The 19539-nt window shown below is 52.0% G+C and carries 26 protein-coding genes and 1 pseudogene; 23 read left to right on the top strand and 4 right to left on the bottom strand.

Annotated elements, in window-relative coordinates; translation table 11 throughout:
- Positions 1-16 precede the first annotated feature (16 nt).
- The 5 genes and pseudogenes from ABWQ15_RS04640 to ABWQ15_RS04620 form a co-directional block, all read left to right on the top strand.
- The gene (locus tag ABWQ15_RS04640; RefSeq protein ID WP_353907657.1) at positions 17-1501 is read left to right on the top strand and encodes a complex I subunit 5 family protein; all 1485 of its coding nucleotides are present in this window, start codon (positions 17-19) and stop codon (positions 1499-1501) included.
- Between the two features lie 17 nt (positions 1502-1518).
- A complete protein-coding gene (locus ABWQ15_RS04635) occupies positions 1519-3468 on the top strand; it encodes a complex I subunit 5 family protein (protein WP_353907656.1) in 1950 nt (649 codons plus the stop codon).
- A gap of 153 nt (positions 3469-3621) precedes the next feature.
- On the top strand, positions 3622-4383 hold the full coding sequence (locus tag ABWQ15_RS04630) for a ZIP family metal transporter (RefSeq protein WP_353907655.1): 762 nt from the start codon (positions 3622-3624) through the stop codon (positions 4381-4383).
- Between the two features lie 171 nt (positions 4384-4554).
- The gene (locus tag ABWQ15_RS04625) at positions 4555-5025 is read left to right on the top strand and encodes a terminase small subunit (RefSeq protein ID WP_353907654.1); all 471 of its coding nucleotides are present in this window, start codon (positions 4555-4557) and stop codon (positions 5023-5025) included.
- A pseudogene (locus ABWQ15_RS04620) lies at positions 5003-5491 on the top strand (terminase large subunit domain-containing protein); the annotation flags it as partial. The gene ABWQ15_RS04625 and the pseudogene ABWQ15_RS04620, both read left to right, overlap by 23 nt.
- A gap of 29 nt (positions 5492-5520) precedes the next feature.
- On the opposite strand, the gene ABWQ15_RS04615 reads toward ABWQ15_RS04620, so the two are convergent.
- Both ABWQ15_RS04615 and ABWQ15_RS04610 read right to left on the bottom strand, forming a co-directional pair.
- Positions 5521-6852 carry a recombinase family protein gene (locus ABWQ15_RS04615; RefSeq protein ID WP_353907652.1) on the bottom strand — a complete coding sequence of 444 codons (1332 nt, stop codon included), beginning with the start codon at positions 6850-6852 and terminating at the stop codon, positions 5521-5523.
- Between the two features lie 33 nt (positions 6853-6885).
- Positions 6886-7611, bottom strand: a complete 726-nt coding sequence (locus ABWQ15_RS04610) for a S24 family peptidase (RefSeq protein ID WP_353907651.1) — start codon at positions 7609-7611, stop codon at positions 6886-6888.
- 431 nt (positions 7612-8042) lie between these two features.
- On the opposite strand from ABWQ15_RS04610, the gene ABWQ15_RS04605 reads away from it, so the two are divergent.
- The 16 genes from ABWQ15_RS04605 (at position 8043) to ABWQ15_RS04530 (ending at position 15106) form a co-directional block, all read left to right on the top strand.
- Complete coding sequence (locus tag ABWQ15_RS04605) at positions 8043-8201, top strand: hypothetical protein (protein WP_353907650.1); 159 nt, start codon at positions 8043-8045, stop codon at positions 8199-8201.
- 36 nt (positions 8202-8237) lie between these two features.
- Positions 8238-8402, top strand: coding sequence for a hypothetical protein (locus ABWQ15_RS04600; protein WP_353907649.1), 165 nt, complete (start codon positions 8238-8240; stop codon positions 8400-8402).
- Positions 8403-8776: 374 nt separating this feature from the next.
- Positions 8777-8998, top strand: coding sequence for a hypothetical protein (locus ABWQ15_RS04595; protein ID WP_353907648.1), 222 nt, complete (start codon positions 8777-8779; stop codon positions 8996-8998).
- A 57-nt stretch (positions 8999-9055) separates the two neighbouring features.
- Positions 9056-9244 (top strand): hypothetical protein, encoded by a 189-nt coding sequence (locus tag ABWQ15_RS04590; protein ID WP_353907647.1) that lies wholly within the window; start codon positions 9056-9058, stop codon positions 9242-9244.
- Positions 9241-9957 (top strand): DNA methyltransferase, encoded by a 717-nt coding sequence (locus ABWQ15_RS04585; RefSeq protein ID WP_353907646.1) that lies wholly within the window; start codon positions 9241-9243, stop codon positions 9955-9957. Before ABWQ15_RS04590 ends, ABWQ15_RS04585 begins: the two co-directional genes overlap by 4 nt.
- A complete protein-coding gene (locus ABWQ15_RS04580) occupies positions 9944-10105 on the top strand; it encodes a hypothetical protein (protein WP_353907645.1) in 162 nt (53 codons plus the stop codon). The genes ABWQ15_RS04585 and ABWQ15_RS04580 overlap by 14 nt, the downstream gene beginning before the upstream one ends.
- Complete coding sequence (locus ABWQ15_RS04575; protein WP_353907644.1) at positions 10086-10334, top strand: hypothetical protein; 249 nt, start codon at positions 10086-10088, stop codon at positions 10332-10334. Before ABWQ15_RS04580 ends, ABWQ15_RS04575 begins: the two co-directional genes overlap by 20 nt.
- Positions 10327-11190: a DUF1351 domain-containing protein gene (locus ABWQ15_RS04570; RefSeq protein ID WP_353907643.1), complete on the top strand. Its 864-nt coding sequence runs from the start codon at positions 10327-10329 to the stop codon at positions 11188-11190. Before ABWQ15_RS04575 ends, ABWQ15_RS04570 begins: the two co-directional genes overlap by 8 nt.
- Positions 11183-12058, top strand: a complete 876-nt coding sequence (locus ABWQ15_RS04565; protein WP_353907642.1) for a hypothetical protein — start codon at positions 11183-11185, stop codon at positions 12056-12058. The genes ABWQ15_RS04570 and ABWQ15_RS04565 overlap by 8 nt, the downstream gene beginning before the upstream one ends.
- Positions 12048-12686 carry an MBL fold metallo-hydrolase gene (locus ABWQ15_RS04560; RefSeq protein WP_353907641.1) on the top strand — a complete coding sequence of 213 codons (639 nt, stop codon included), beginning with the start codon at positions 12048-12050 and terminating at the stop codon, positions 12684-12686. Before ABWQ15_RS04565 ends, ABWQ15_RS04560 begins: the two co-directional genes overlap by 11 nt.
- Before the next feature lie 2 nt (positions 12687-12688).
- Positions 12689-13054, top strand: coding sequence for a hypothetical protein (locus ABWQ15_RS04555; RefSeq protein WP_353907640.1), 366 nt, complete (start codon positions 12689-12691; stop codon positions 13052-13054).
- A 177-nt stretch (positions 13055-13231) separates the two neighbouring features.
- Positions 13232-13648 (top strand): replicative helicase loader/inhibitor, encoded by a 417-nt coding sequence (locus ABWQ15_RS04550; protein ID WP_353907639.1) that lies wholly within the window; start codon positions 13232-13234, stop codon positions 13646-13648.
- 198 nt (positions 13649-13846) lie between these two features.
- Positions 13847-14212, top strand: a complete 366-nt coding sequence (locus ABWQ15_RS04545; RefSeq protein ID WP_353907638.1) for a hypothetical protein — start codon at positions 13847-13849, stop codon at positions 14210-14212.
- A complete protein-coding gene (locus ABWQ15_RS04540; RefSeq protein ID WP_353907637.1) occupies positions 14209-14364 on the top strand; it encodes a hypothetical protein in 156 nt (51 codons plus the stop codon). The genes ABWQ15_RS04545 and ABWQ15_RS04540 overlap by 4 nt, the downstream gene beginning before the upstream one ends.
- The gene (locus tag ABWQ15_RS04535) at positions 14351-14800 is read left to right on the top strand and encodes a DUF1064 domain-containing protein (protein ID WP_353907636.1); all 450 of its coding nucleotides are present in this window, start codon (positions 14351-14353) and stop codon (positions 14798-14800) included. The genes ABWQ15_RS04540 and ABWQ15_RS04535 overlap by 14 nt, the downstream gene beginning before the upstream one ends.
- Before the next feature lie 3 nt (positions 14801-14803).
- Positions 14804-15106 (top strand): hypothetical protein, encoded by a 303-nt coding sequence (locus tag ABWQ15_RS04530; RefSeq protein ID WP_353907635.1) that lies wholly within the window; start codon positions 14804-14806, stop codon positions 15104-15106.
- Between the two features lie 70 nt (positions 15107-15176).
- Here ABWQ15_RS04530 and ABWQ15_RS04525 read toward each other — a convergent pair whose 3' ends face one another.
- Both ABWQ15_RS04525 and ABWQ15_RS04515 read right to left on the bottom strand, forming a co-directional pair.
- On the bottom strand, positions 15177-15494 hold the full coding sequence (locus tag ABWQ15_RS04525; protein ID WP_353907712.1) for a hypothetical protein: 318 nt from the start codon (positions 15492-15494) through the stop codon (positions 15177-15179).
- Positions 15495-16562: 1068 nt separating this feature from the next.
- Positions 16563-17180 (bottom strand): hypothetical protein, encoded by a 618-nt coding sequence (locus ABWQ15_RS04515; protein WP_353907634.1) that lies wholly within the window; start codon positions 17178-17180, stop codon positions 16563-16565.
- Positions 17181-17465: 285 nt separating this feature from the next.
- Between ABWQ15_RS04515 and ABWQ15_RS04510 the strand changes: the two genes are divergently transcribed.
- A complete protein-coding gene (locus ABWQ15_RS04510) occupies positions 17466-18083 on the top strand; it encodes a terminase small subunit (protein WP_353907633.1) in 618 nt (205 codons plus the stop codon).
- Positions 18067-19530, top strand: a complete 1464-nt coding sequence (locus ABWQ15_RS04505) for a terminase large subunit domain-containing protein (protein ID WP_353907632.1) — start codon at positions 18067-18069, stop codon at positions 19528-19530. Before ABWQ15_RS04510 ends, ABWQ15_RS04505 begins: the two co-directional genes overlap by 17 nt.
- The last annotated feature ends 9 nt before the right edge of the window (positions 19531-19539 follow it).

Genomic DNA, 19539 nt, shown 5'->3' with positions numbered 1-19539 from the left:
GAAAGGAGGCTGGCGGATGTACTGGCTTCAGGCGCTTCCCGTCCTCATTCCCGTGGTGTTGGGCATGGGATTGCTGATTTTGCAGCCCCAAAACCGGAAGGTACGCAATGGTTATATTATGATGTCGGTGCTGCTGACGGCAGGCCTCTCCTTTGCCTCCATTGCAGTGGCTGCGGCGGCGGATGTGACTCCGGCCTGCACACTGGTGCGGTTTTCCAGTGAGTTCTCCATTTCGCTGCGGATCGACGGGGCCTCCATGGTGTATGGGACCATCGTATCGGCACTGTGGCCGCTCATCACGCTGTACAGCCTTGACTATATGTCTCACGAGGGACATGAGAACCGTTTTTTTGCCTTTTGGATCGCCAGCTTCGGCGTGGTGCTCGGCGTGGCGTTTGCAGAGGACTTTTTGACGCTGTATTTATTCTATGAGCTGCTGACGCTGGCAACGCTGCCGCTGGTGATGCACTTCATGGACGAGAAGGCCCGGTATGCCGGCCGGAAATATCTGGTGTATTCCCTCTCGGGAGCGGCGTTCGCGTTTATCGGCATCGTGTTTTTACTGAGTTACGGGACGACGCTGGATTTTACCTACGGTGGAGTGCTGGACCTTGCAAAAGCTGCGGGACATGAGTCCGTGCTGCGGGCCGTGTTCGTGCTGGCGTTTTTCGGCTTTGGCGTGAAAGCGGCGATCTTTCCCTCCTGTGGATGGCTGCCGGATGCATCCGTGGCCCCTACGCCGGTGTCCGCGCTGCTCCATGCGGTGGCAGTGGTGAAGGCGGGGGCGTTCGCGGTTCTGCGGCTGATCTACTTCGGGTTCGGGGCAGACTTTCTGCGGGGAAGCACGGCTCAGGATGTGGTCATGACGGCGGCAATAGTCACCATTGTGTACGGCGCGGCGCGGGCACTGCGGACTCCGCATTTGAAGCGAAGACTGGCGTTTTCCACGGTGAGCAACCTCAGCTACATCCTTTTTTCATTGACTCTGATGCTGCCCGTGGGACTTACCGGCGCGCTCACCCATATGGTCTATCACGCGGTGGTTAAGATTACCATGTTCTGCTGTGCGGGTGCTATTATCCAGAAAAGTGGGCGGGAGTATATCTATGAGTTCGAAGGAATTGGGCGGCGGATGCCGGTGGTGTTTGGCACGTTTACCGTGTCGGCATTTGCACTGATCGGATTGCCGCCGCTGGGGGGCTTTGCGGGAAAATGGATGATCTGCTCCGCTGCCGTGATATCGAGGAACCCGCTGGCCTATGTCGGCATTGGGGCGCTGATCTTATCCACCCTTCTGACAACTCTTTATATGATGACGATTTTTGTCCGGGCGTGGTTCCCAGTGGGTGCAGTGGACACGGAGGCGCTTTTGAAGATCCACGATCCCAACAGGGCTATGACCATTCCGTTGATCGTACTGGCGGCGGCAGGCATTGTGCTGGCGCTGCTGTCCAGTCCACTGATCGACTTTTTGCGGGCGGTGGGTTCCAATATGCTATGAAAGGGGGAAGACGCTGAATGAGCACATTTTTACTGCTGTTTCTGGTGTTTTTCCCCTTTTTGGCGGCGTACTTCGTCTATCCGCTGCGAAGGAGGGGCCGGGAGTACCGCAATCTGTATATCCGTATAATTCCCGGCGTTGAGCTATTGGCGGCGGTGATGTTGCTGCTGTTTTCACCGGGGACGGCTGAGATGCCGCAGGTGTGCGGTCTTGGTCTGCGGTTCGAAGCGGGGAGCCTTCACACGATGCTGGCGCTGCTGTCCGCCTTTTTATGGCTGATGACGGCACTTCCCTGCAAAGAGTATTTTGCGGACCGCGAGGGCGTGAACCGCTATTATTGCTCCTGGCTGATGACGCTGGGGGCTTTGATGGGTGTGTTCCTGGCGGCGGATCTTTTCACGCTGTTCGTGTTTTTTGAAATCATGTCCTTCGCTTCCTATGTATGGGTGGCACAAAACGAGAACCCCAGTGCGTTGAGGGCCGGACAGACGTATCTGGCAGTGGCAGTGTTCGGGGGGATGATGCTGCTGGTGGGACTGCTGATGCTCTATCACCTGCTGGGAACGCTGATGATCCAACGCCTGCCGGGGCTGGTGACCGCGCTCAGAGGAGAACAATACGGCGAGCTGTTTACTGCGGGAATGTTCTGCCTGGTGGGATTCGGTGCCAAGGCGGGTATGTATCCACTGCACATATGGTTGCCCAAGGCTCATCCGGTGGCGCCGGCGCCGGCATCGGCCCTGCTCAGCGGAATTCTGACCAAGAGCGGGATTTTCGGTATTCTGGTGACGTCCCGGTATCTGTTCTTTTCCAGTGCGGATTGGAATAAGGTGATTTTGGTCTTGGGGACTATCACTATGGTGCTGGGGTCGGTGTTGGCTCTTTTCTCCATCAATCTCAAGCGGGCGCTGGCCTGTTCTTCCATGTCTCAAATTGGATTCATTCTGGTTGGCGTGGCGATGCAGGGGTTCCTGGGAGCGGAGAATGCGCTGGCGGCGTGGGGAACCGTGCTCCACATGCTGAACCACGGACTCATTAAGCTGGTGCTGTTTGTATCGGCGGGCGTGGTATACATGGGGACCCACTCGCTGGATCTAAACGAAATCCGGGGCTGGGGACGAAATAAGCCCATGCTGAAGGCTGTGTTCCTTATTGGCGCGGCGGCTATCGCGGGTGTTCCGGGGACCTCCGGATATATCAGCAAGACATTGCTGCATGAGAGCATTGTGGAGTATATTCACAAACTGGAGCATTTGGGGGCCTCTGTGACGGGGTTCCGGGCGGTGGAGTGGCTGTTTCTCATTTCCGGAGGGCTGACGGCGGCCTATATGACAAAGCTGTTTGTGGCCGTTTTTATAGAGGGCCGGGCGGGGAAGCAGAAGTTCGGTGTGCGGGAGTACATGGCCCCGGCTACCCAAATCGCGGTAGGGCTGACAGCGTTTTTGATGCTTGCGTTTGGTCTGGCACCCTGGGTTTCCATGCAAATCATCGCGGAAAAGTCCTCCGTGTTTCTGCGGGCAGGGGAGTATCACGGAATGTTCCGCTACTTTTCGTGGACGAATCTGCAGGGAGCGCTGATTTCCCTGGCGATCGGTACAGCGGTATATCTGCTGGTGGTGCGGACGGTTTTTTGCAGGAGGACGGCCGATGGAATCGCATACTTAGACCTATGGCCGGAGAAGCTGGACTTGGAAAATCTGGTGTACCGCCCCGCTGTGCGGGGACTGGCGTTTGCAGGGGCGCTGTGTGCCCGGGTGGCCGCTGGTATCGGTGACTTTTTGGTACTGTCGGGGGAAAAACTGCTGTATCTGAGGGCTCCCGGCGTATTCGTGCCGAAGCGGAATGAAAATTTCGGCGTATACGCTCGAAAACCAAAGCGGTTTTTGATCGGCGAGACATTTGCCTTCGACCTGACACTGGCGGGAGTCGGACTGATCGGGGCGCTGACCTATATCCTGTTTAAGTGACGGGAAGGAACACGGCGGAAAAACGAACGAAGGATAAGGGCAGGAAGTTGCTGTGCGGCTTCCTGCCCCTCTTATTTTGAAATAAAAGGAAGAGGCTCACGATGAGCGGCCGCACGACGGAAAAGATCAGCGGCTTGAAAGGGGGAAGGACGCTTGGGCGTTCTGTGGATGCTGGCAATCACAGCGCTGGCGGGAATGGGAGGCACGGGGCTGGGAGGTGCGGCGAGCTGCCTGTTCCGGCGGGATTCCAGCAGGACGGTGAGTCTGCTGCTGAGCTTCGCGGCGGGAGTCATGGTGGCGGTGGTATGCTTTGATTTGCTGACGGACGCCCTGACGCCGGAGGATGCCGGGGAGCAGATTCCGCTGGTACTGATCGTGGGGGGTGTACTGGCGGGATACGGGGTGGTCTGCGGCTTAAATGCCAGAATTGAGAAAAGACACGAGGAGCAGGGGCACGGAGGACTGCTTTTGGCGGGTGTGGTGATGGCGGCGGCTATTGCGCTGCACAACGTGCCCGAGGGAATGGTAATCGGGGCGTCGTTTGCCAGAGGTGCGGGGACCGAGGAACTGAGCCGGGGCGGACTTATGATGGCGGCGGTGATCGGGCTGCACAATATTCCAGAGGGAATGGCGGTGGCGGTGCCTCTGATCTCAGGAGGGATATCGAAGCCAAGAGCGGTAATGACGACCGCCGTTACGGGGGCACCCACGATTTTAGGGGCGGCTGTGGGGTACTTTCTGGGAACCATAGGGCCAAGGATGCTGGCGACGGCGCTGGGTGTTGCGTCGGGGGCGATGCTGTATGTGGTGTTCGGAGAATTGCTGCCGGAGGCCAGCAGCCTATGGCATTCCAAAGTGCCGGCGCTGGCGGCGGTGATTGGGATGATGGTAGGTATGATGATTATTTATATGTAGGCCTCCACAGGGCATTTGGCTGGGAGGCCGCTTACGAAATACCGCCCTTTGGGCAAATCCGCATTCTCCGCCGAAAGGCGGAGTTTTTTTTGAAATTTTTTTCAGAGGATGTACGCAAATGTGCAAGTAGGGGAAGAGGGGACCCTTTCATGTAAGAGCGAGGTGAAAACAATGCGAAAAAAATTGACCGGCGCGGAGCGAGACCGGTTTTGCCGGGAGTTTCTGCTCTCCATGGACCCAAACCGGGCGGCCAAACGTGTGGGAAGAGAAGACGGCTACGCGCTGCTGCGGCTGGAGGAGGTGGCGGAACGGTTGAAATGGATGCGGAGAATGGAGCTGCCCACCCGGCAGGACGTCCTGCGGCGGCTGGGACAGATGGCGTTCGGCCGGGTGTCCGACGCGGCAAAGCTGGCAAACCGGGAGATGGTGGAATCAGGAGAACTGGATCTGTCCGATGTGGCGGAGCTGAAAATTACGGACAAGGGGACGGAGATGAAGCTGATCGATCGAATACAGGCGCTGGAGACACTGTGGGGCCTGCTGGACGAAGAAGGAGAGGACGGCATGGAGCGATTTTTGCAGGCGCTGAAGACCGAGGATGAAAAGGAGGGGTCAAAGTGTGGAGGCGGTGCGGTTCTCTGAAAAGCAGCGGAGGGTGCTGCGGTGGTGGCAGACGGACGCAGAGCGATACGACGCGGTGATCTGCGACGGGGCCGTCCGCAGCGGAAAGACCTTTTCCATGGGGCTGTCCTTCTTTTTGTGGGCGCAGACCAGCTTTGACCAGCAGCAGTTCGGAGTGTGCGGAAAGACCATCCTCTCTCTGCGGCGAAACGTCTTGCAGGAGATTGTTCCGGTGCTGCGGGAGATGGGAATGAAATGTACGGAAAAGCGCTCCGAAAATCTGCTGGTGGTGCGCAGCGGGAAAAGTCGCAACCGGTTCTGGCTCTTTGGAGGGAAGGACGAGTCCAGTGCGGCACTGATCCAGGGAAGCACCTTCGCGGGGGTGCTGCTGGACGAGGCGGCGCTGATGCCCAGATCCTTCGTGGAGCAGGCCTGCGCACGGTGTTCCGTGGCGGGGAGCAAGCTCTGGCTGGACTGCAACCCGGATGGATTAACTAATTTAAGTAGAATTTTATATTAAAAAGAAAAATCAATGCGCCGGTCTGAAGAAACATTAATGCTGCTAATGCAAATAATCCAGAATTTCCGCTTTTCATCTCTGCTCATATCGGAATACATCTGCTGCCAATTCTCAACAAAAACATTTTTCAATGCATTCAAATCTGGCCCTAATTTTTTAGTAGCTTGTCTATTCACGAGTTCTGTGAGATTAGATGTCAGGTTAGTATAGTCACGCTTGTAGGCGTCAATCTCGATCAGATCATCTATATACAGGTCCTTCAGGCGGGACAATTTGCGTTTTAACTTTGATATTTCAAGTGCATCATTAGCACCGTCAGAGTTTTTATTTTTCTCCATATTACCGAGCTTGAGGATACGAAATTTTTCATCAATGTTATTTAGCAAGAATGTCTCAATATCATTCTCCGAGATGTTTACTTTGTTATCACACGATTTGTCCCTGTAATGGTACGTGCAACTATATTCGATATGTGTCCCGTGATGCGTTCTGGCTGCCATCCGGTGACCGCATTCACTGCAAAAGCAGATGCCGGAAAAAAGATATGTTCTGTTGCCAGATGCTTTCCTCGATACGTTGCGCCGATTAGCCACAATTTTTTCATGCTGCTCCTTGCTGATATATGCTGGACACATATCAACAACACCGCCAAATTCACCATAATAAGCAGGACTTCTTAAAAATTTATCCGCTGTCCAGTAAGACAGCTTAACTCCATGCGTGGTTTCCACGTATTCGATTGATTTTGAAATGGACCTCATAGCCAAATATTGCCGGAAAAAGTCCGACACAATATTCTCAGTTTGAAGGTCCTTTATAACTCTTTTCCCTTCAATGCAGTACCCATAGGGAACATGACCAGTGACCGGTTCTCTCCGCTGCCGCTTTCCATCGAACACCGATTTAATCCGTTCACTGGTTCGGTCTGCCTCATCCTGTGCCACTGACAACATAATGTTTACCTTTAAGCGCCCGGAAGCTGTTGTGGTGTCGTAATCCTCGTGTATGGCTTTCCACGCCACTTTATGATCGTCAAGAATTTCCTGCACCTTATAATACTCAGCGATGTTTCGGAACCAACGATCAAGCTTTGTGAATACAACTAGATCAATCTTTTCAGCACACACATCGGCTAAAAGCCGTTGCAAATCCGGGCGCTTTAATGCTTTTTTCCTAGCGGAGATGCCGGCATCTATATAGTGGTCTACAACTTTGACCTTACCCTTTTTGGCCCATAGGTCAAGAGCCTCTGTTTGAGCTTCAACGGACAGGCCGTGTAAAGCTTGCTCTTCCGTCGAGACACGGATATATAGTGCCACTCGCTGCATATTGTCATCTCCTAGCTTTTAATTCTTACGCCATTAAAGCTCCGGTAATGGGAACCGCTTTTTTGTCATAATTCTGCCTTGGCATACAAGAGACTGGTTACTGTCACGCGTTATCACCACGTCGCAGTCCGCCCGCTTCCGGTTCAGGGAAAACAGATACGTAATTCCCAAAACTCTGTCATAGTGGTACTGCTTGCAGACAGTTCCACCATCTACGCAGAAGACTCCGATATCTCCATCCACAAGCGCGTCGCGATTCACAAACGCAGTCGAACCATCTGGAAAATACGGCTCCATGGAGTCACCTTGAATGCGTATTGCAAACGCTGCTCCCGGGGGGTCACCCGGCTTTAACTCATATGGTTCATAGTCTTGGCCAACGAGCGGCGTTGCAATGCCTGCGGCGGCAGGCTCCAGAAACAGGTTGATGACTTTTGCTTCCTGTTCGGCGTCGGTGTTTTGGAAAAACCGCGATTCATCCTCCACGCGTGCCATCTCCGTGTCGGCTACGTCACGCACGGCTTGCTTTCCCCACTTATCCAACCCGTCATAGTCTTTCGCCAGTTTTAGCGCCTCTCCTGAATAGGGGGAGGCGCTTTCTTTTCCTGCCCCATTCTCCAATTCTTCAAGGCCCTTGCGTACTAAGTCAACCACTGCCTTACTACGTGTGGCAAAGCGATTTGAAAATTGGTAGTCATCCACTTGTTCCAACATAGCTTCTTCCAGTGTCACGGAAAACCTGGGTTTTTCTGTAGCCATGATTTTCGCACCCCTTCCTTATGTAAAAGTATAGCATGAGTGCACCACTTTGTAAAGCGGAAAGTGATGCACTTGCGACGAAAAGTGGTGAACTATTTTGTCTACTTTACCAGTTGAAGTGGTTCACTTTACATGGTATATTCTAGAAAGTGAATCACTTGTTCGGAGATGAAAAGAAAGTACACCACTTCAGAAAGGGGTTATCCCAATGACCACAATGCGACGCATTACAGTCTCACTTCCGGACGATCTGGAAACTGTCGTAGAAACGCTAAAGACTTCTGATCAGTTTAAGGGACGAACTTATTCCCAAATTATCCGGTATCTGTTAGAGCTTGGCATAAAGTCTGAGAAAAAAAGGGGTGTCGTATGAGCCGATAATCAGAGCTTAGATTAAAAACTCAATTTAATTTATTAGGAGGACTAAAAACATGAGCAAAGAGTTGAGTGAGGAAAAAGCAAAAGAGCTATATGCATTTATGGTCAAGTGCTACTGCGAGAAGCGCGGCATTGAGGTTACCAACATCAAGATTGTTAGAAGGGATGAATCAGAAATCAAACAAGCAGAGACGGTCAACTCTGCCAGTTGAAAGCAGTAAAGTGGATTCAAAAGGCGGAGAACCGTCATGAATGACTATGAAAAGGAATGTTTTAAGCGCATCGACCCGTCAATTGCAAACAGGCTACCGTATGAGATTGCTAGCCAGCTTAAGGGAAAAGGCCTCTTGTTTGAGCAGGCAGAAGCGGTGCTTGCTCGCGCAAAAGACCTTTTAAAAAAATCCGAAATTTAATTCAGAAGAGAGTATCTTCGTTTTCCGCGTCGATTGAAATAGGCTTGATTTGGAACCCATTACAAGAGTTAGATTCAGCGAAAATTTCCGGAACGCTTTTTACAGCATTAAACGCGTCAGCTATTTTATTAAAAGTGTCTTCCGGAATTTGTTGTCCGCAGTTGGGACAACAAAGAGAATCCTTGCAGCAATATTTCCCTGAATCAAGTTGAAATGTGCAATTACATGATTTACAGGTTATTTCGAGTTTCAGTATCAACTTATCCACCTCCTTTCGACCATATTTTACCACTTTGCAAAGGGACAAGCAACAGAAGAGAGGTCATATGAGAGACACGGTATTTAGAAAATAACATGGATAGGAGTTGTTCAACATGGTGTTTACCGAAAACAAGGAAGCACATACGGTTGCCGTCTATGACATCAAAGTATCAGATGGCAAAACCGTCAGAGTCTACATCGGGGACGAGGGGTACTGTGATGCTTCTCCCGAAGAGATCGAACGTAGACGAGCTAATGCCCGGCAGGTGGCATGGAACATTGAGTTGGCGGCGGCGAAACGGCGGGCGGAAATGTCGGCACCTTCCGCGGGATAAGCCCATGAGAGACGGAGACCGTGAAAGCGCGTCTCCGCGAGTCGGAGAGGACAAGCCATGATCTGTATTTGTTTTTTCGTTTTCGTCGGTGTGTGCGCCTGCACCAGCGAATTCTTCAAAATCATTGACCGCATTGAGTGGCCGAGGCGGGACAAACGAGTAAAGTGCGCCAATGCCACGGCCATCCAGAACCGCCGGCAGGGCTTGAACGCCTGGTGGGTATGGCCGGAGGTGAGCACAGATTGAACACAGCCTACAGTATAGACTGCATGGAAGCCATGCGGCAGATGTCGGATAACGCCTTTGATCTGGCTGTGGTGGATCCTATTTACGGAGATGTGACCAAAGGCGGCTATATAACTGGGAAATCTCAGGGTGGCGTGGGCCCGCACCCGAAGCATGACGCCGAAATGTGGACGCAGCCAAAGACCGGGCAGGAATACTTTGATGAATTGTTCCGTGTCTCAAGGAATCAGATTATTTTCGGAGGAAACTACTTCACCCGCGAGATTGCAAGAGACAGCCAGTGCTGGATAGTCTGGGACAAGTGCCATCCTGCGGGTATTAAATTTGCAGACGCGGAACTTGCGTGGACTTCTTTCGACCGGGCAACGCGTATTTTTCGCTTTATGTGGAACGGGATGTGTCAGGGGACTCCTGGGAATGGCACGAAGATGCAGGGTAACAAAGCCCTGAATGAAGTCAGAATACACACCGCGCAGAAGCCAGTGGAACTGTACCGTTGGATTTTCAGGGAATTTGCAAAACCCGGAAACAAGATTTTAGACACGCACCTCGGCAGCGGAAGCAGTCGGATAGCTGCCTATGACGCTGGGCTTGACTTTGTAGGCTATGAGATTGTGCCAAAAATTTATGACAAGCAGGAGCGGCGGTTTGAGGCCCATACGGCGCAGATTAATTTATTCACGGAGGTGGGGCCTGAAAATGAAGCCTTTTAAAGTCGGCCACAGCTATGCTTGCCAGTATTGCGGCGAGGAAAGCTGCTGGGGCTGTGAGATCGCCCGGAAGGAGTTAGACCCGGAATATACCGAAGATCATGAAAATGAATATGTGGAGGATGTAGAAAATGGGAACAAATATCGTTGAAATTCAGTACGTCAAGGAGGGCGGGAAATTGTCACTCGGTCGCTATACATACCTGACGACTATATCCCTCCAAGTTGGTGACATGGTGGTTTGCCCTACCTCCAGAGGCTCTATAAATGGCCGCGTGTTCGCGGTGGATGTGCCGGAGAGCAAAGTTGACGAGCGGATCATGCCCATGCTGAAAACCATCACGGAGCAGGCCGCAGATACGGAGGCGGACCATGAATGAGTCATTGATCGTTGTAAAGCAGCTCCCCGTGATCGAGGAACATTTGCTGAACCTCGCCGGGACCATAGATCAGCAAGTGGACGCGGCGTTGTCTCTGGTTTGCACGGAAGACACGGTAAAGGTTGTCAAGAAGACCAGGGCGGACCTGAATAAGCAGTTTGCCGAACTGGAAGAACAGCGTAAGGCGGTCAGGGCTGCCGTCCTCGACCCTTATGATCGGTTCCAGGCGGTCTATGACAAGTGCGTATCCAGCAAGTTCAAGCTGGCTGACTCCAACCTGAAGACCAAGATCGATGATGTGGAGGACGTTCTCAGGGACCAGAAGGAAGCGAATGTCCTCGAGTATTACATGGAAAAGGCAGCAAGCCTACATATCAGCGCGACGGAGATCCCGTTTGAGCGCGCCTGCATCAAGATCACCCTGTCTGCTTCTGAAAAGTCCTTGCGGGAAGCCTGCGACACATTCTTAAACCGCATTGCCGCCGACCTCGCCATGATCGAACAGCAGGAGTTTCGTGACGAGATTCTTGTGGAGTTCCGGCAGTCCCTTTCCGGCTCTCAGGCGGTGACGACGGTTTTGAACCATCACCGGCAGATCGAGGAAGAAAAGGAACGGGCCGCCAAACGCGCGGAGGCAGAGGCGGCCGCACAGCAGCATGCGCAGGAAGTACGCGCCGCAGTCGCCCAGCAGGAGGCCCTTTCCGCGCCCGTGGAGACGGCCCCGCAGGAAGCGCCGGCGCCTGTGAGCAGGGAAGTGGAGCCCACGCTCAAAGCAACGTTCACGGCCTACGGCACCCGCCAGCAGCTTGTCGGCCTGAAAAATTACATGAAGGAGAATTGTATTCGTTATGAATGAATTGAATGTGTTTTCCAGCGGAAATGAAGTTGGTTCTCCCGTTTCTTCCGCAACATCACAGATGATGATGAGCAGACAGGCCCAGGAAGTGCAGGCGGCAATGGTAGTCGCAAAGCGTTTTCCGAGAGATGAAAAGGCCAGTGCGGACAGGATTCTTTCTGCGTGTCAGCGCCCGACGCTTGCGTCGAATGCCATGTATGAATACCCGAGAGGCGGAACAACAGTGACAGGCCCCAGTATCCGGCTTGCAGAAGCCCTCGCTCAGAACTGGGGAAACATCGACTTCGGCATTATTGAGTTGGAGCAGAAGACGGGAGAAAGTCAGGTAATGTCCTACGCTTGGGACCTGGAAACCAATACCAGGCAGAGCAAGATTTTCTCTGTTCCCCACATTCGTCACACGCAAAAAGGAGATACACCGCTGACAGACCCCCGCGACATTTACGAGATGGTGGCGAACCAGGGCGCCCGCCGCCTCCGCGCCTGTATCCTTGGTGTTATTCCGGGAGATGTCATTGAAATGGCTCAACATCAGTGTGAAGTGACGCTGAAATCCAACAACAAGGACCCGCTTGATGTTCGTATCAAGAACATGGTTGAAGCATTTAAAACCGATTTCAACATCGCGGAGGATGGCCTCAAAAACTACATCGGCAAAAATGTCGAGGCGTTTTCAGAGGGTGATGTAATTCGACTCGGAAAGGTCTATCGGAGCCTGAAGGACGGCGTGATCGGCAGCGAGTATTTCACCGATAAAATGACCCCGCAGGAGTCCACTGTGAATGAGCCGCCCGTAAAAGAGAAAAAGGAGAGGCTCAAGGAAAACGATACGCCAGCCCCAAGAGAGGTGAATTTGGGTGACCTGTAATGTGATTGGAACCGGCAGCAGCGGGAACGCCGTTATTCTGGACAAGCATATCCTGATTGACTGCGGTGTTCCGTTCAAGCAGCTTCAGTCATTTGTAAAGGACCTGAGACTGGTTTTGCTGACGCACAAGCATGGGGATCACTTCCACGAGGCGACCATACGCCGCCTCGTGGAGACTCGCCCCACACTCCGATTTGCGATGTGCGATTGGATGGTTCCTCTGGCGGTCGGCATGATTCAGCCAAGCAACATCGATATCATGCACGGCGACAAAGAGTATCATTACAGCGGGTTTTCCGTCTCCCCATTCGATCTTGTCCATGACGTGCCGAACTGCGGATGGCGTATTCACTTCCGAGACCCTGATTATAAAGTCCTCTATGCAACAGACACGGGAACGATGGACGGCGTATCTGCCAACAATTACGACTACTACTTGGTTGAAGCGAACCACGACGAGGCGGAATTGGAGATCCGCGCACAAGAAAAACTTAGCCGCGGAGAGTTTTCTTATGAATCCCGCGCTGCTCTGAATCATCTGTCCCGGCAAAAAGTGGATAGATGGCTCATGGAAAACGCCGGGGATAGCAGCAGAGTTGTGTATCTCCATCAACACAAGGAGGAATAGCCATGTGGTTTGAGGCACATGACAGCCTGCCTCGCCATCCGAAGACGCTAAAGCTGGCCCGGCTGCTTTCGCTTAACCAACTGGAAGCGGTCGGGCTGCTTTGGATGCTGTTTGACTGGGGCCTGATTGCAGCGAAGAAAGACGGCAGCCTAAAAGGCATGGAGCCTCAAGACATTGCTATGGCGCTGGGCTACCCCGAAAAGAAAGCGGATAAGCTGGTTTCGGCCCTGGTGGATGCAGGCTACCTTGAATTCAACGACGGTACTTATGCAATTCACGACTGGTACGATTACGCAGGAAAGCTGATGGACAGGCGAGAGGCAGACCGCGAAAAAATGAAGCGTTACAGAAACGCCAAATCTTCATAACGGTTACTGGAACGTTACCGTTACATTACCGTTACAGAACGAAGAAGTTACCGGCACGTTCTAGGGTAACCGTACCTAACCTAACCGTATAGTAGTCCTAAGACAAGATAGTCTCTGCTTCTACAAGATGGTGCGGTGGTCGAATTAGATTAAACCTACCGATAGGAGATTTTACTTATGCAGAAGTCTGAGGTGGAGAGCCTGTTTAATCTGCTGGAGCAGTTCTATCCCAATGCGAAGCAGCTTTGCTCAAAAACGGTACAGGCAGCTTGGGTGCTTGCCTTGGAGCCGTATGCCTATGAAGACGCCAAGGCCGCCGCCATTGCCTATGCCAGAAAAAACAAGTTTTTCCCTGACGTTGCGGACATAACAGGGGGCCTTTCTCATGTTGAACCGGAGGCGGAGGAAGCAAAGTCTGATCCGGCGTTCGGAGATTATAGCTGCATGAAAAAGCATGTGGCGGCCCTCAGAGACGTAGTGACTGCCCTGGACGCGCGTTACCATGCAGCGGGTGTAGTTACACTCAGGGAGGCCAGGGCGCAGGGCATGGGATACGACAAGTGGGCAGAACTGTGCCGTAACGCGGGGGTGTGATAATGGCGCGGACAATGATGTGTCCTTTTTTCTCATATTTCAGGACCGGGCGATTACATTGCGAGGCCGCACAGCTTCAGCTTCCATCGCAGAAAGCATGGGATGATTTCATGCAGAAATATTGCGCCAGTCTCAACGGCTGGCAAGCCTGTCCAATTGCGAAAGCGTTGCAGGAAGAATACGAAAGAGGGAGCCAAAATGAAGAAGAGAAACATTGACCTGCTGCGGGATGAGCGCAAAAAGAACGCGGCCCTAAGGACCAACATCAAGGTCCTGGTCCGTGAGTGCGAGCTTCTCAAAAGCCGCCTGGACGCTGGCGCTGGGAACGGCGCGGCGAGGTATCAAGCCTCGCTTAGCCTCATGAAGCAGAAGGAAATGCAGCTAAAAAAGGCAAGTGATGTTTTGGACGCGATGGCGATCTACCTCGCCTCCAAGTATGGGGATGACGGGGAATTACGGATTCCCCGCCCCGATATGGACCTGCTCAAAAACAATATCCTTACGACGACGGCGGACCGCGATTCTATTATGATCAAGACCATGCGAAAAGGAGAGCCGCAATGATTCGGGCTGTATTTGTTGCCGACATTGACAATGACCATGATGTTCTTGCCACCCAAGAAGCCATTGCAATGCGGGTGGAAGATCTGGGGAATGTCAAGGTCCGGCAAGTGATTGTAGACGGGAAGGAGGAAAAATCCTATGGACGTAAGTGAGGTGGCCCGCCTGTCTCCTGCGGCGCAAAAACAGATCCTTGCCAAGATGGGGAAGCAGGCCAAGGAGAATAAGCTTCACAATGTACCGACATCTCGCTGCCTGCAAGGCGGAAAGCCGATTCGATTCCCTTCCCAGAGGGAGGCGAGGCGGTTTGACCAGCTTATGCTTCAGCTGCGGGCCGGGATGATCCGGGATCTCAAATTGCAGCAATGCTACACTTTGCAAGCGGCCTACATCACGCCGGAGGGCGAACATATCCGGGGAATTACATACAGGGCCGATTTTTCCTATGAACGCGCCACGGCGCCCGACGCGATTGGCGAAGTCTACTGGCTGCCGGTGGTCGAGGATGCAAAGGGAAAGCGGACCGACGTTTACATCATGAAGAAAAAGCTCATGAAAGAACGCCTGGGCATATCCATCGTGGAGGTGTAGGCGATGGAGAAACACATAAGTGTGCGGAAGCCCCGCGTGATGCTGGACCATGAGCGGGCCATGCACTGGTACAATATGGGCATGATTGACAGGGAGATTGCTGAAAAATGCGGCGTCGGGAGAAAAGCCGTTACGGACTGGCGCACGAGAACTTGCCTCCCGCCGAACGCGACGATACATGTCAAGAAGGTGTCAATGACGCTCCTTGATTGGGACGCGGTTCAGGCACGCAAGCATGGTGTTACATACGGGGAATGGAGATCCCCGGCGTTTGAAGCGGAAAGGGACAGGCTGCGTCGAAATTGATTTAAAGTATACTGCGTCGCAACTATGAACAATACCCGGAGAGCATTTCGCTCTCCGGGTGTCTTCTATTTCACCTATTTTCCTTTTGTAAAAAACCCCACCTCTGGGGGATAAAACCTTGGAGATGGGGGTTACATCTTCGGTGTTTATCGTCCACCTCTGCCACGTTGTCCGCCTCTACCAGGCCATCCATCTCTGTCATCATCCCTATCAGGCCGTCCATCTCTGTCAGGCCATCCATCCCTGTCAGGCCGTCCATCTCTGTCAGGCCATCCATCCCTGTCAGGCCATCCATCTCTGTCAGGCCATCCATCCCTGTCGGGCCGTCCGTCTCTGTCGGGCCGTCCGTCTCTGTCAGGCGGTCTGCCCGGCCACCGCCTCCTATCATTCCAATAACTCCGTGGGAAACGAATAAAATTGTATGGGTATAAATAGTACCAAGGGTAAGTCTGATATAGATATCTGCTGATCGGTATGCGAAGCAGTTGTCCGATATATAAATAGTTTGGATTTATGAAGGCGTTAGCAGCCAATATATCTTGAACACTGACATCAAAGTAGTCAGCAATTCTATAAAGGGTATCGCCCGGCTGTACAGTATAATTGAACATTTTCTTCACCTCATCCCATTTTATGATATTTCCATTGAAATGACAATTTCAGGTTGAGAAATGTTGCGAATTTTAAAAACTAGTTAACGGGGAAATTTACTTTTTTTAGAGCACCTGCTTTATATCAAGCAATTTTATGTTGCTCAATTCCATGCTATCATATTTGAACAGTGCCCCATACGCGCTTGCCCGTCCGCGTATATCGGAGTTTAGTCGTATTTCTATCGGAGGTTGAAAATCGGAGCCTGACATTTTAACATTCGCCCTTATGATAACTTCCGATGGATAGTTCTCAAATAGCGTAGGCGGGACATAATTTATTGGTATTTCATATGGGACCACGTTCAGTAATAGTAAAGAATCTGGAATTTTATTATAATTCAGTAAGTTTAATAGCTTTAACTCGTCCTGAGAAGACAATGAAAACTTGGACCTTCCGACATATTCTCTCGTTGGGGTTGCAAATACGTCTAAAGTCGTGTTTGTAATTCTGTCATACATTGTGAGACACCCCTGGTATTAATGTATGCCAAGGGATGATATCTGGTTTGTTCCGTATGCACTTTCCCACGTAGCCGACGGCTCCCGCGACGCCCCGTAGGGCGGAACGGGACCGGCTGCTGAAGGCGTTGAAAAAGATTTAAGATTTTTGTAATAGTCTGCACTTTTCTGGTTAACATATTATCAGTATCATTATACTTGCAAAAGACAAAATTCTTTTTCATGTTATCCTCTTTTCTTTTATTCTCCTAAAGAGCAAACCGGACGTCAAATGACGCCCGGTTTGTTCTGTTTATTAATATGCGGAACAATCTGTAGAACAAGCCCCTACTGGTTGCTAACTTTTATTCGGTGACTCTGGCTAACTCGAATGCTGTTGCTTCCAATACCAAGATGAGTCTGTCATTGTTAACATCCAGGAAACTTACAGGTATGCCGAATCCTGTAGAAGAGTCAGATACTTCTATTCCTTTTATTTCATCATCCATATTTATATCTGGCAGATCCATTTTAAAATTTCTATAAAAATCGTCTTCGTTATAGCATATTATAGTAATTTCGTAGAGTGAATTTTTAAGTTCATATTGATAATCACTATAGTTTTTTAGCCCTTTTGATGAAAAGAAATCCTCGTTGATTATAATTTCATCGCCAATGATCTTTTGCCCTGTTGGATATTCAGATGCATCATTATAAGAATTTGCGAATCCAAGTAGCTTATCTACTTTCCAAGTTCCATAGAAAAACTCGCTAGTTTCACTGTCCAAATCTGCTCTCCCTACAAAAGGTTCAGATGTATTGCTAGGAATACCACTGCTATCATCTTCTGAAGTATCCGCTGCACTACTGTCCACATGTTCATCCGGCTCTTTGGCAGCATCAGTTGATGAATTACCACTACAACCAAATAAACAGCCACACAATATGGACATTATTAAACATGACAGAATCTTTTTCCGCATCTTTTCCCTCCAAATTACTAATGCAAAGTGACCATCCGGACGAATTATTCTAAACGCTAAACACAAAGAATGTCAATATCCGGGGGCCTCTCTTTTCTTTCTTTATATTCTTTCTTTTCTCTGGGGGCCTCTACCTCCATGTATATGGTATTGATAAAGACTGTCTCTTACGCGCGAGTAGGAGACGGCCTTTATTTTTTTTCATTCGTGTCTTGCGAAAGTTACATCGTTTACCGGAGAATTAAAGATAGAATTTGAGCTTTTTATGGAAAGGCGGCGGAAAAAGTGTTGGATAAAGACGGTCTGACGCCAAAACAGGCAAGCTTCTGCGAAGAATACCTCATTGACTTGAATGCCTCGCAGGCCGCTATTAGAGCGGGGTACAGCACAAAGAACACAAGCAGCATCGCGGCACAGCTCATGAGCAAAACTAAGGTCAGGAACGCGATAGCACGCGAGATGGCAGCTCGTAGCCGCCGCACCGGCATCACGCAGGACCGGGTGTTGCGGGAACTTGCAAGGGTGGCCTTTGTCAATCCATCCGACGTGATTAACTTCGATACCGGCACGGTGAAAGAAAATGCGGGCGCGGACGATCTGGCCGCCGTGTCTAGCTGCAAGGTGAAAACCATGTCCATGGGCGATGACGGGGACATGGTGGAGCGTGAGATCAAGCTCAACGACAAGATCAAGGCGCTGGACCTGCTAGGTAAGCACCTGGGGATGTATCCCGATGGCAAGGGAACAATTCATGTCACGGTTCCCGGTGACGATGACGGAGATGGCGCACAGACAACCGGCGTGGTGCTGCTTCCGGCCACGATCACGCTCCCTGATAGCCCGCCGGAAGGCAGCGTGACGCAGGGAGACACCGGGGAGGCCCCCAATGCCAAAACAGATTAAGCCAGTCGTTGTTTGGGAGCCACAGCCACGGCAGGCGCTGTTTATGTCCCGCAGTGAGGACGAGGCGCTATATGGCGGCGCTGCAGGCGGGGGGAAGTCCGACGCGCTGGTGATGGAGGCCACGCGGCAAGTCCATATCCCATATTACCGCGGTCTGATCGTCCGGCGGACCTATCCGCAGTTGGAAGATTTGATTGGCAAGTCCCTTCGGCTGTATCCAAAGGCATTCCCCGGCGCGAAGTACAACGACAGCAAGCACATCTGGCACTTTCCCTCTGGCGCTGTGATTATCTTCGGCAGTATCCAGCACGAGAAGGACAAGTACAACTACCAGGGCAAGCCCTATGACTTCATAGGCTTCGACGAGCTGACACAGTTTACTTATTCGCTGTATGACTATCTGGCCCACTCCCGCTGCCGTCCCAATGGGCCGGGAACACGAACATACGTTCGGGCCACGGCAAACCCCGGCGGAATCGGCCACGGCTGGGTGAAGGAGCGGTTTATCACGGCTGCATCGCCCGGGGCGACGGTATGGCGCAAGGTCAAGGCAACGCTTCCCGGCGGGGTGCAGTACGAGAAGTGGGTGACGTCGGTCTTCATACCCGCGAAGCTGACGGACAATAAAATCCTGATGGACAACGACCCAAACTATCTCGCGCGGCTGGCTTCTATGCCGGAGGCGGAGCGGAATGCGCTGCTGTACGGTGATTGGAACAGCTTCAACGGGCAGGTGTTCACCGAGTGGCGCGATGACCGGGAGCATTATCTCGATCGGAAGAATACCCACGTAATCAGCCCGTTTACTATTCCGCCAGACTGGAAGATATGGCGGGGCTTTGACTGGGGCTACACGCATCCGTTCTCCGTCGGCTGGTACGCCGTGGATCATGATAGGCGGCTATACCGCATCCGAGAGCTATACGGCTGCACAGGAGAGCCAAACAAGGGCGTCCAATGGTATCCCAACCGCGTAGCCGAGAAAATCCGGGAGATCGAGGCGTCTGACGAAAATCTAAAGGGCCGGTACATCAACGGCATAGCGGACCCTGCCATCTTTGCACAGGATGGCGCCGAGAGTGTGGCCCAGAGCATGGAGCGGCTGTGCGTCAGCTGGCTGCCTGCCAAGAATGACCGGCTCAACGGCAAGATGCAGCTGCACAACCGCCTCGCCTTTGACGAGAACGGGATTCCGATGCTGTACGTCTTTTCCACCTGCAAGCACTTTATCCGCACCATGCCGAACCTCGTATACAGCGAGACGGACGTGGAGGACGTGGACACGGATTGCGAGGACCACATTTACGACGAGTGCCGGTACATCTGCATGGAAAATCCCATTGCAATGCGCATTAAGCCTGCGACAGTGCCGAAACCGTTCGACCCGCTGTCTGACGACGACAGCGCCGCGAACAATCGGCAGTACGCATGGTATCAAATCCACTAAGGAGGGGCA

Source organism: Oscillibacter sp., assembly GCF_040505565.1.
Lineage (GTDB): Bacteria > Bacillota > Clostridia > Oscillospirales > Oscillospiraceae > Oscillibacter.
The sequence above is the reverse complement of the archived record's forward strand: the minus strand, read 5'-3'. Positions and strand labels throughout refer to the sequence as shown.

Coding starts and splice junctions, on each gene's coding strand:
- ABWQ15_RS04640 (WP_353907657.1), top strand. CDS start 17: ATGTACTGGCTTCAGGCGCTTCCCGTCCTCATTCCCGTGGTGTTGGGC.
- ABWQ15_RS04635 (WP_353907656.1), top strand. CDS start 1,519: ATGAGCACATTTTTACTGCTGTTTCTGGTGTTTTTCCCCTTTTTGGCG.
- ABWQ15_RS04625 (WP_353907654.1), top strand. CDS start 4,555: ATGCGAAAAAAATTGACCGGCGCGGAGCGAGACCGGTTTTGCCGGGAG.
- ABWQ15_RS04615 (WP_353907652.1), bottom strand. CDS start 6,852: ATGCAGCGAGTGGCACTATATATCCGTGTCTCGACGGAAGAGCAAGCT.
- ABWQ15_RS04610 (WP_353907651.1), bottom strand. CDS start 7,611: ATGGCTACAGAAAAACCCAGGTTTTCCGTGACACTGGAAGAAGCTATG.
- ABWQ15_RS04605 (WP_353907650.1), top strand. CDS start 8,043: ATGAGCAAAGAGTTGAGTGAGGAAAAAGCAAAAGAGCTATATGCATTT.
- ABWQ15_RS04600 (WP_353907649.1), top strand. CDS start 8,238: ATGAATGACTATGAAAAGGAATGTTTTAAGCGCATCGACCCGTCAATT.
- ABWQ15_RS04595 (WP_353907648.1), top strand. CDS start 8,777: ATGGTGTTTACCGAAAACAAGGAAGCACATACGGTTGCCGTCTATGAC.
- ABWQ15_RS04590 (WP_353907647.1), top strand. CDS start 9,056: ATGATCTGTATTTGTTTTTTCGTTTTCGTCGGTGTGTGCGCCTGCACC.
- ABWQ15_RS04580 (WP_353907645.1), top strand. CDS start 9,944: ATGAAGCCTTTTAAAGTCGGCCACAGCTATGCTTGCCAGTATTGCGGC.
- ABWQ15_RS04575 (WP_353907644.1), top strand. CDS start 10,086: ATGGGAACAAATATCGTTGAAATTCAGTACGTCAAGGAGGGCGGGAAA.
- ABWQ15_RS04570 (WP_353907643.1), top strand. CDS start 10,327: ATGAATGAGTCATTGATCGTTGTAAAGCAGCTCCCCGTGATCGAGGAA.
- ABWQ15_RS04565 (WP_353907642.1), top strand. CDS start 11,183: ATGAATGAATTGAATGTGTTTTCCAGCGGAAATGAAGTTGGTTCTCCC.
- ABWQ15_RS04555 (WP_353907640.1), top strand. CDS start 12,689: ATGTGGTTTGAGGCACATGACAGCCTGCCTCGCCATCCGAAGACGCTA.
- ABWQ15_RS04550 (WP_353907639.1), top strand. CDS start 13,232: ATGCAGAAGTCTGAGGTGGAGAGCCTGTTTAATCTGCTGGAGCAGTTC.
- ABWQ15_RS04545 (WP_353907638.1), top strand. CDS start 13,847: ATGAAGAAGAGAAACATTGACCTGCTGCGGGATGAGCGCAAAAAGAAC.
- ABWQ15_RS04540 (WP_353907637.1), top strand. CDS start 14,209: ATGATTCGGGCTGTATTTGTTGCCGACATTGACAATGACCATGATGTT.
- ABWQ15_RS04535 (WP_353907636.1), top strand. CDS start 14,351: ATGGACGTAAGTGAGGTGGCCCGCCTGTCTCCTGCGGCGCAAAAACAG.
- ABWQ15_RS04530 (WP_353907635.1), top strand. CDS start 14,804: ATGGAGAAACACATAAGTGTGCGGAAGCCCCGCGTGATGCTGGACCAT.
- ABWQ15_RS04525 (WP_353907712.1), bottom strand. CDS start 15,494: ATGATAGGAGGCGGTGGCCGGGCAGACCGCCTGACAGAGACGGACGGC.
- ABWQ15_RS04515 (WP_353907634.1), bottom strand. CDS start 17,180: ATGCGGAAAAAGATTCTGTCATGTTTAATAATGTCCATATTGTGTGGC.
- ABWQ15_RS04505 (WP_353907632.1), top strand. CDS start 18,067: ATGCCAAAACAGATTAAGCCAGTCGTTGTTTGGGAGCCACAGCCACGG.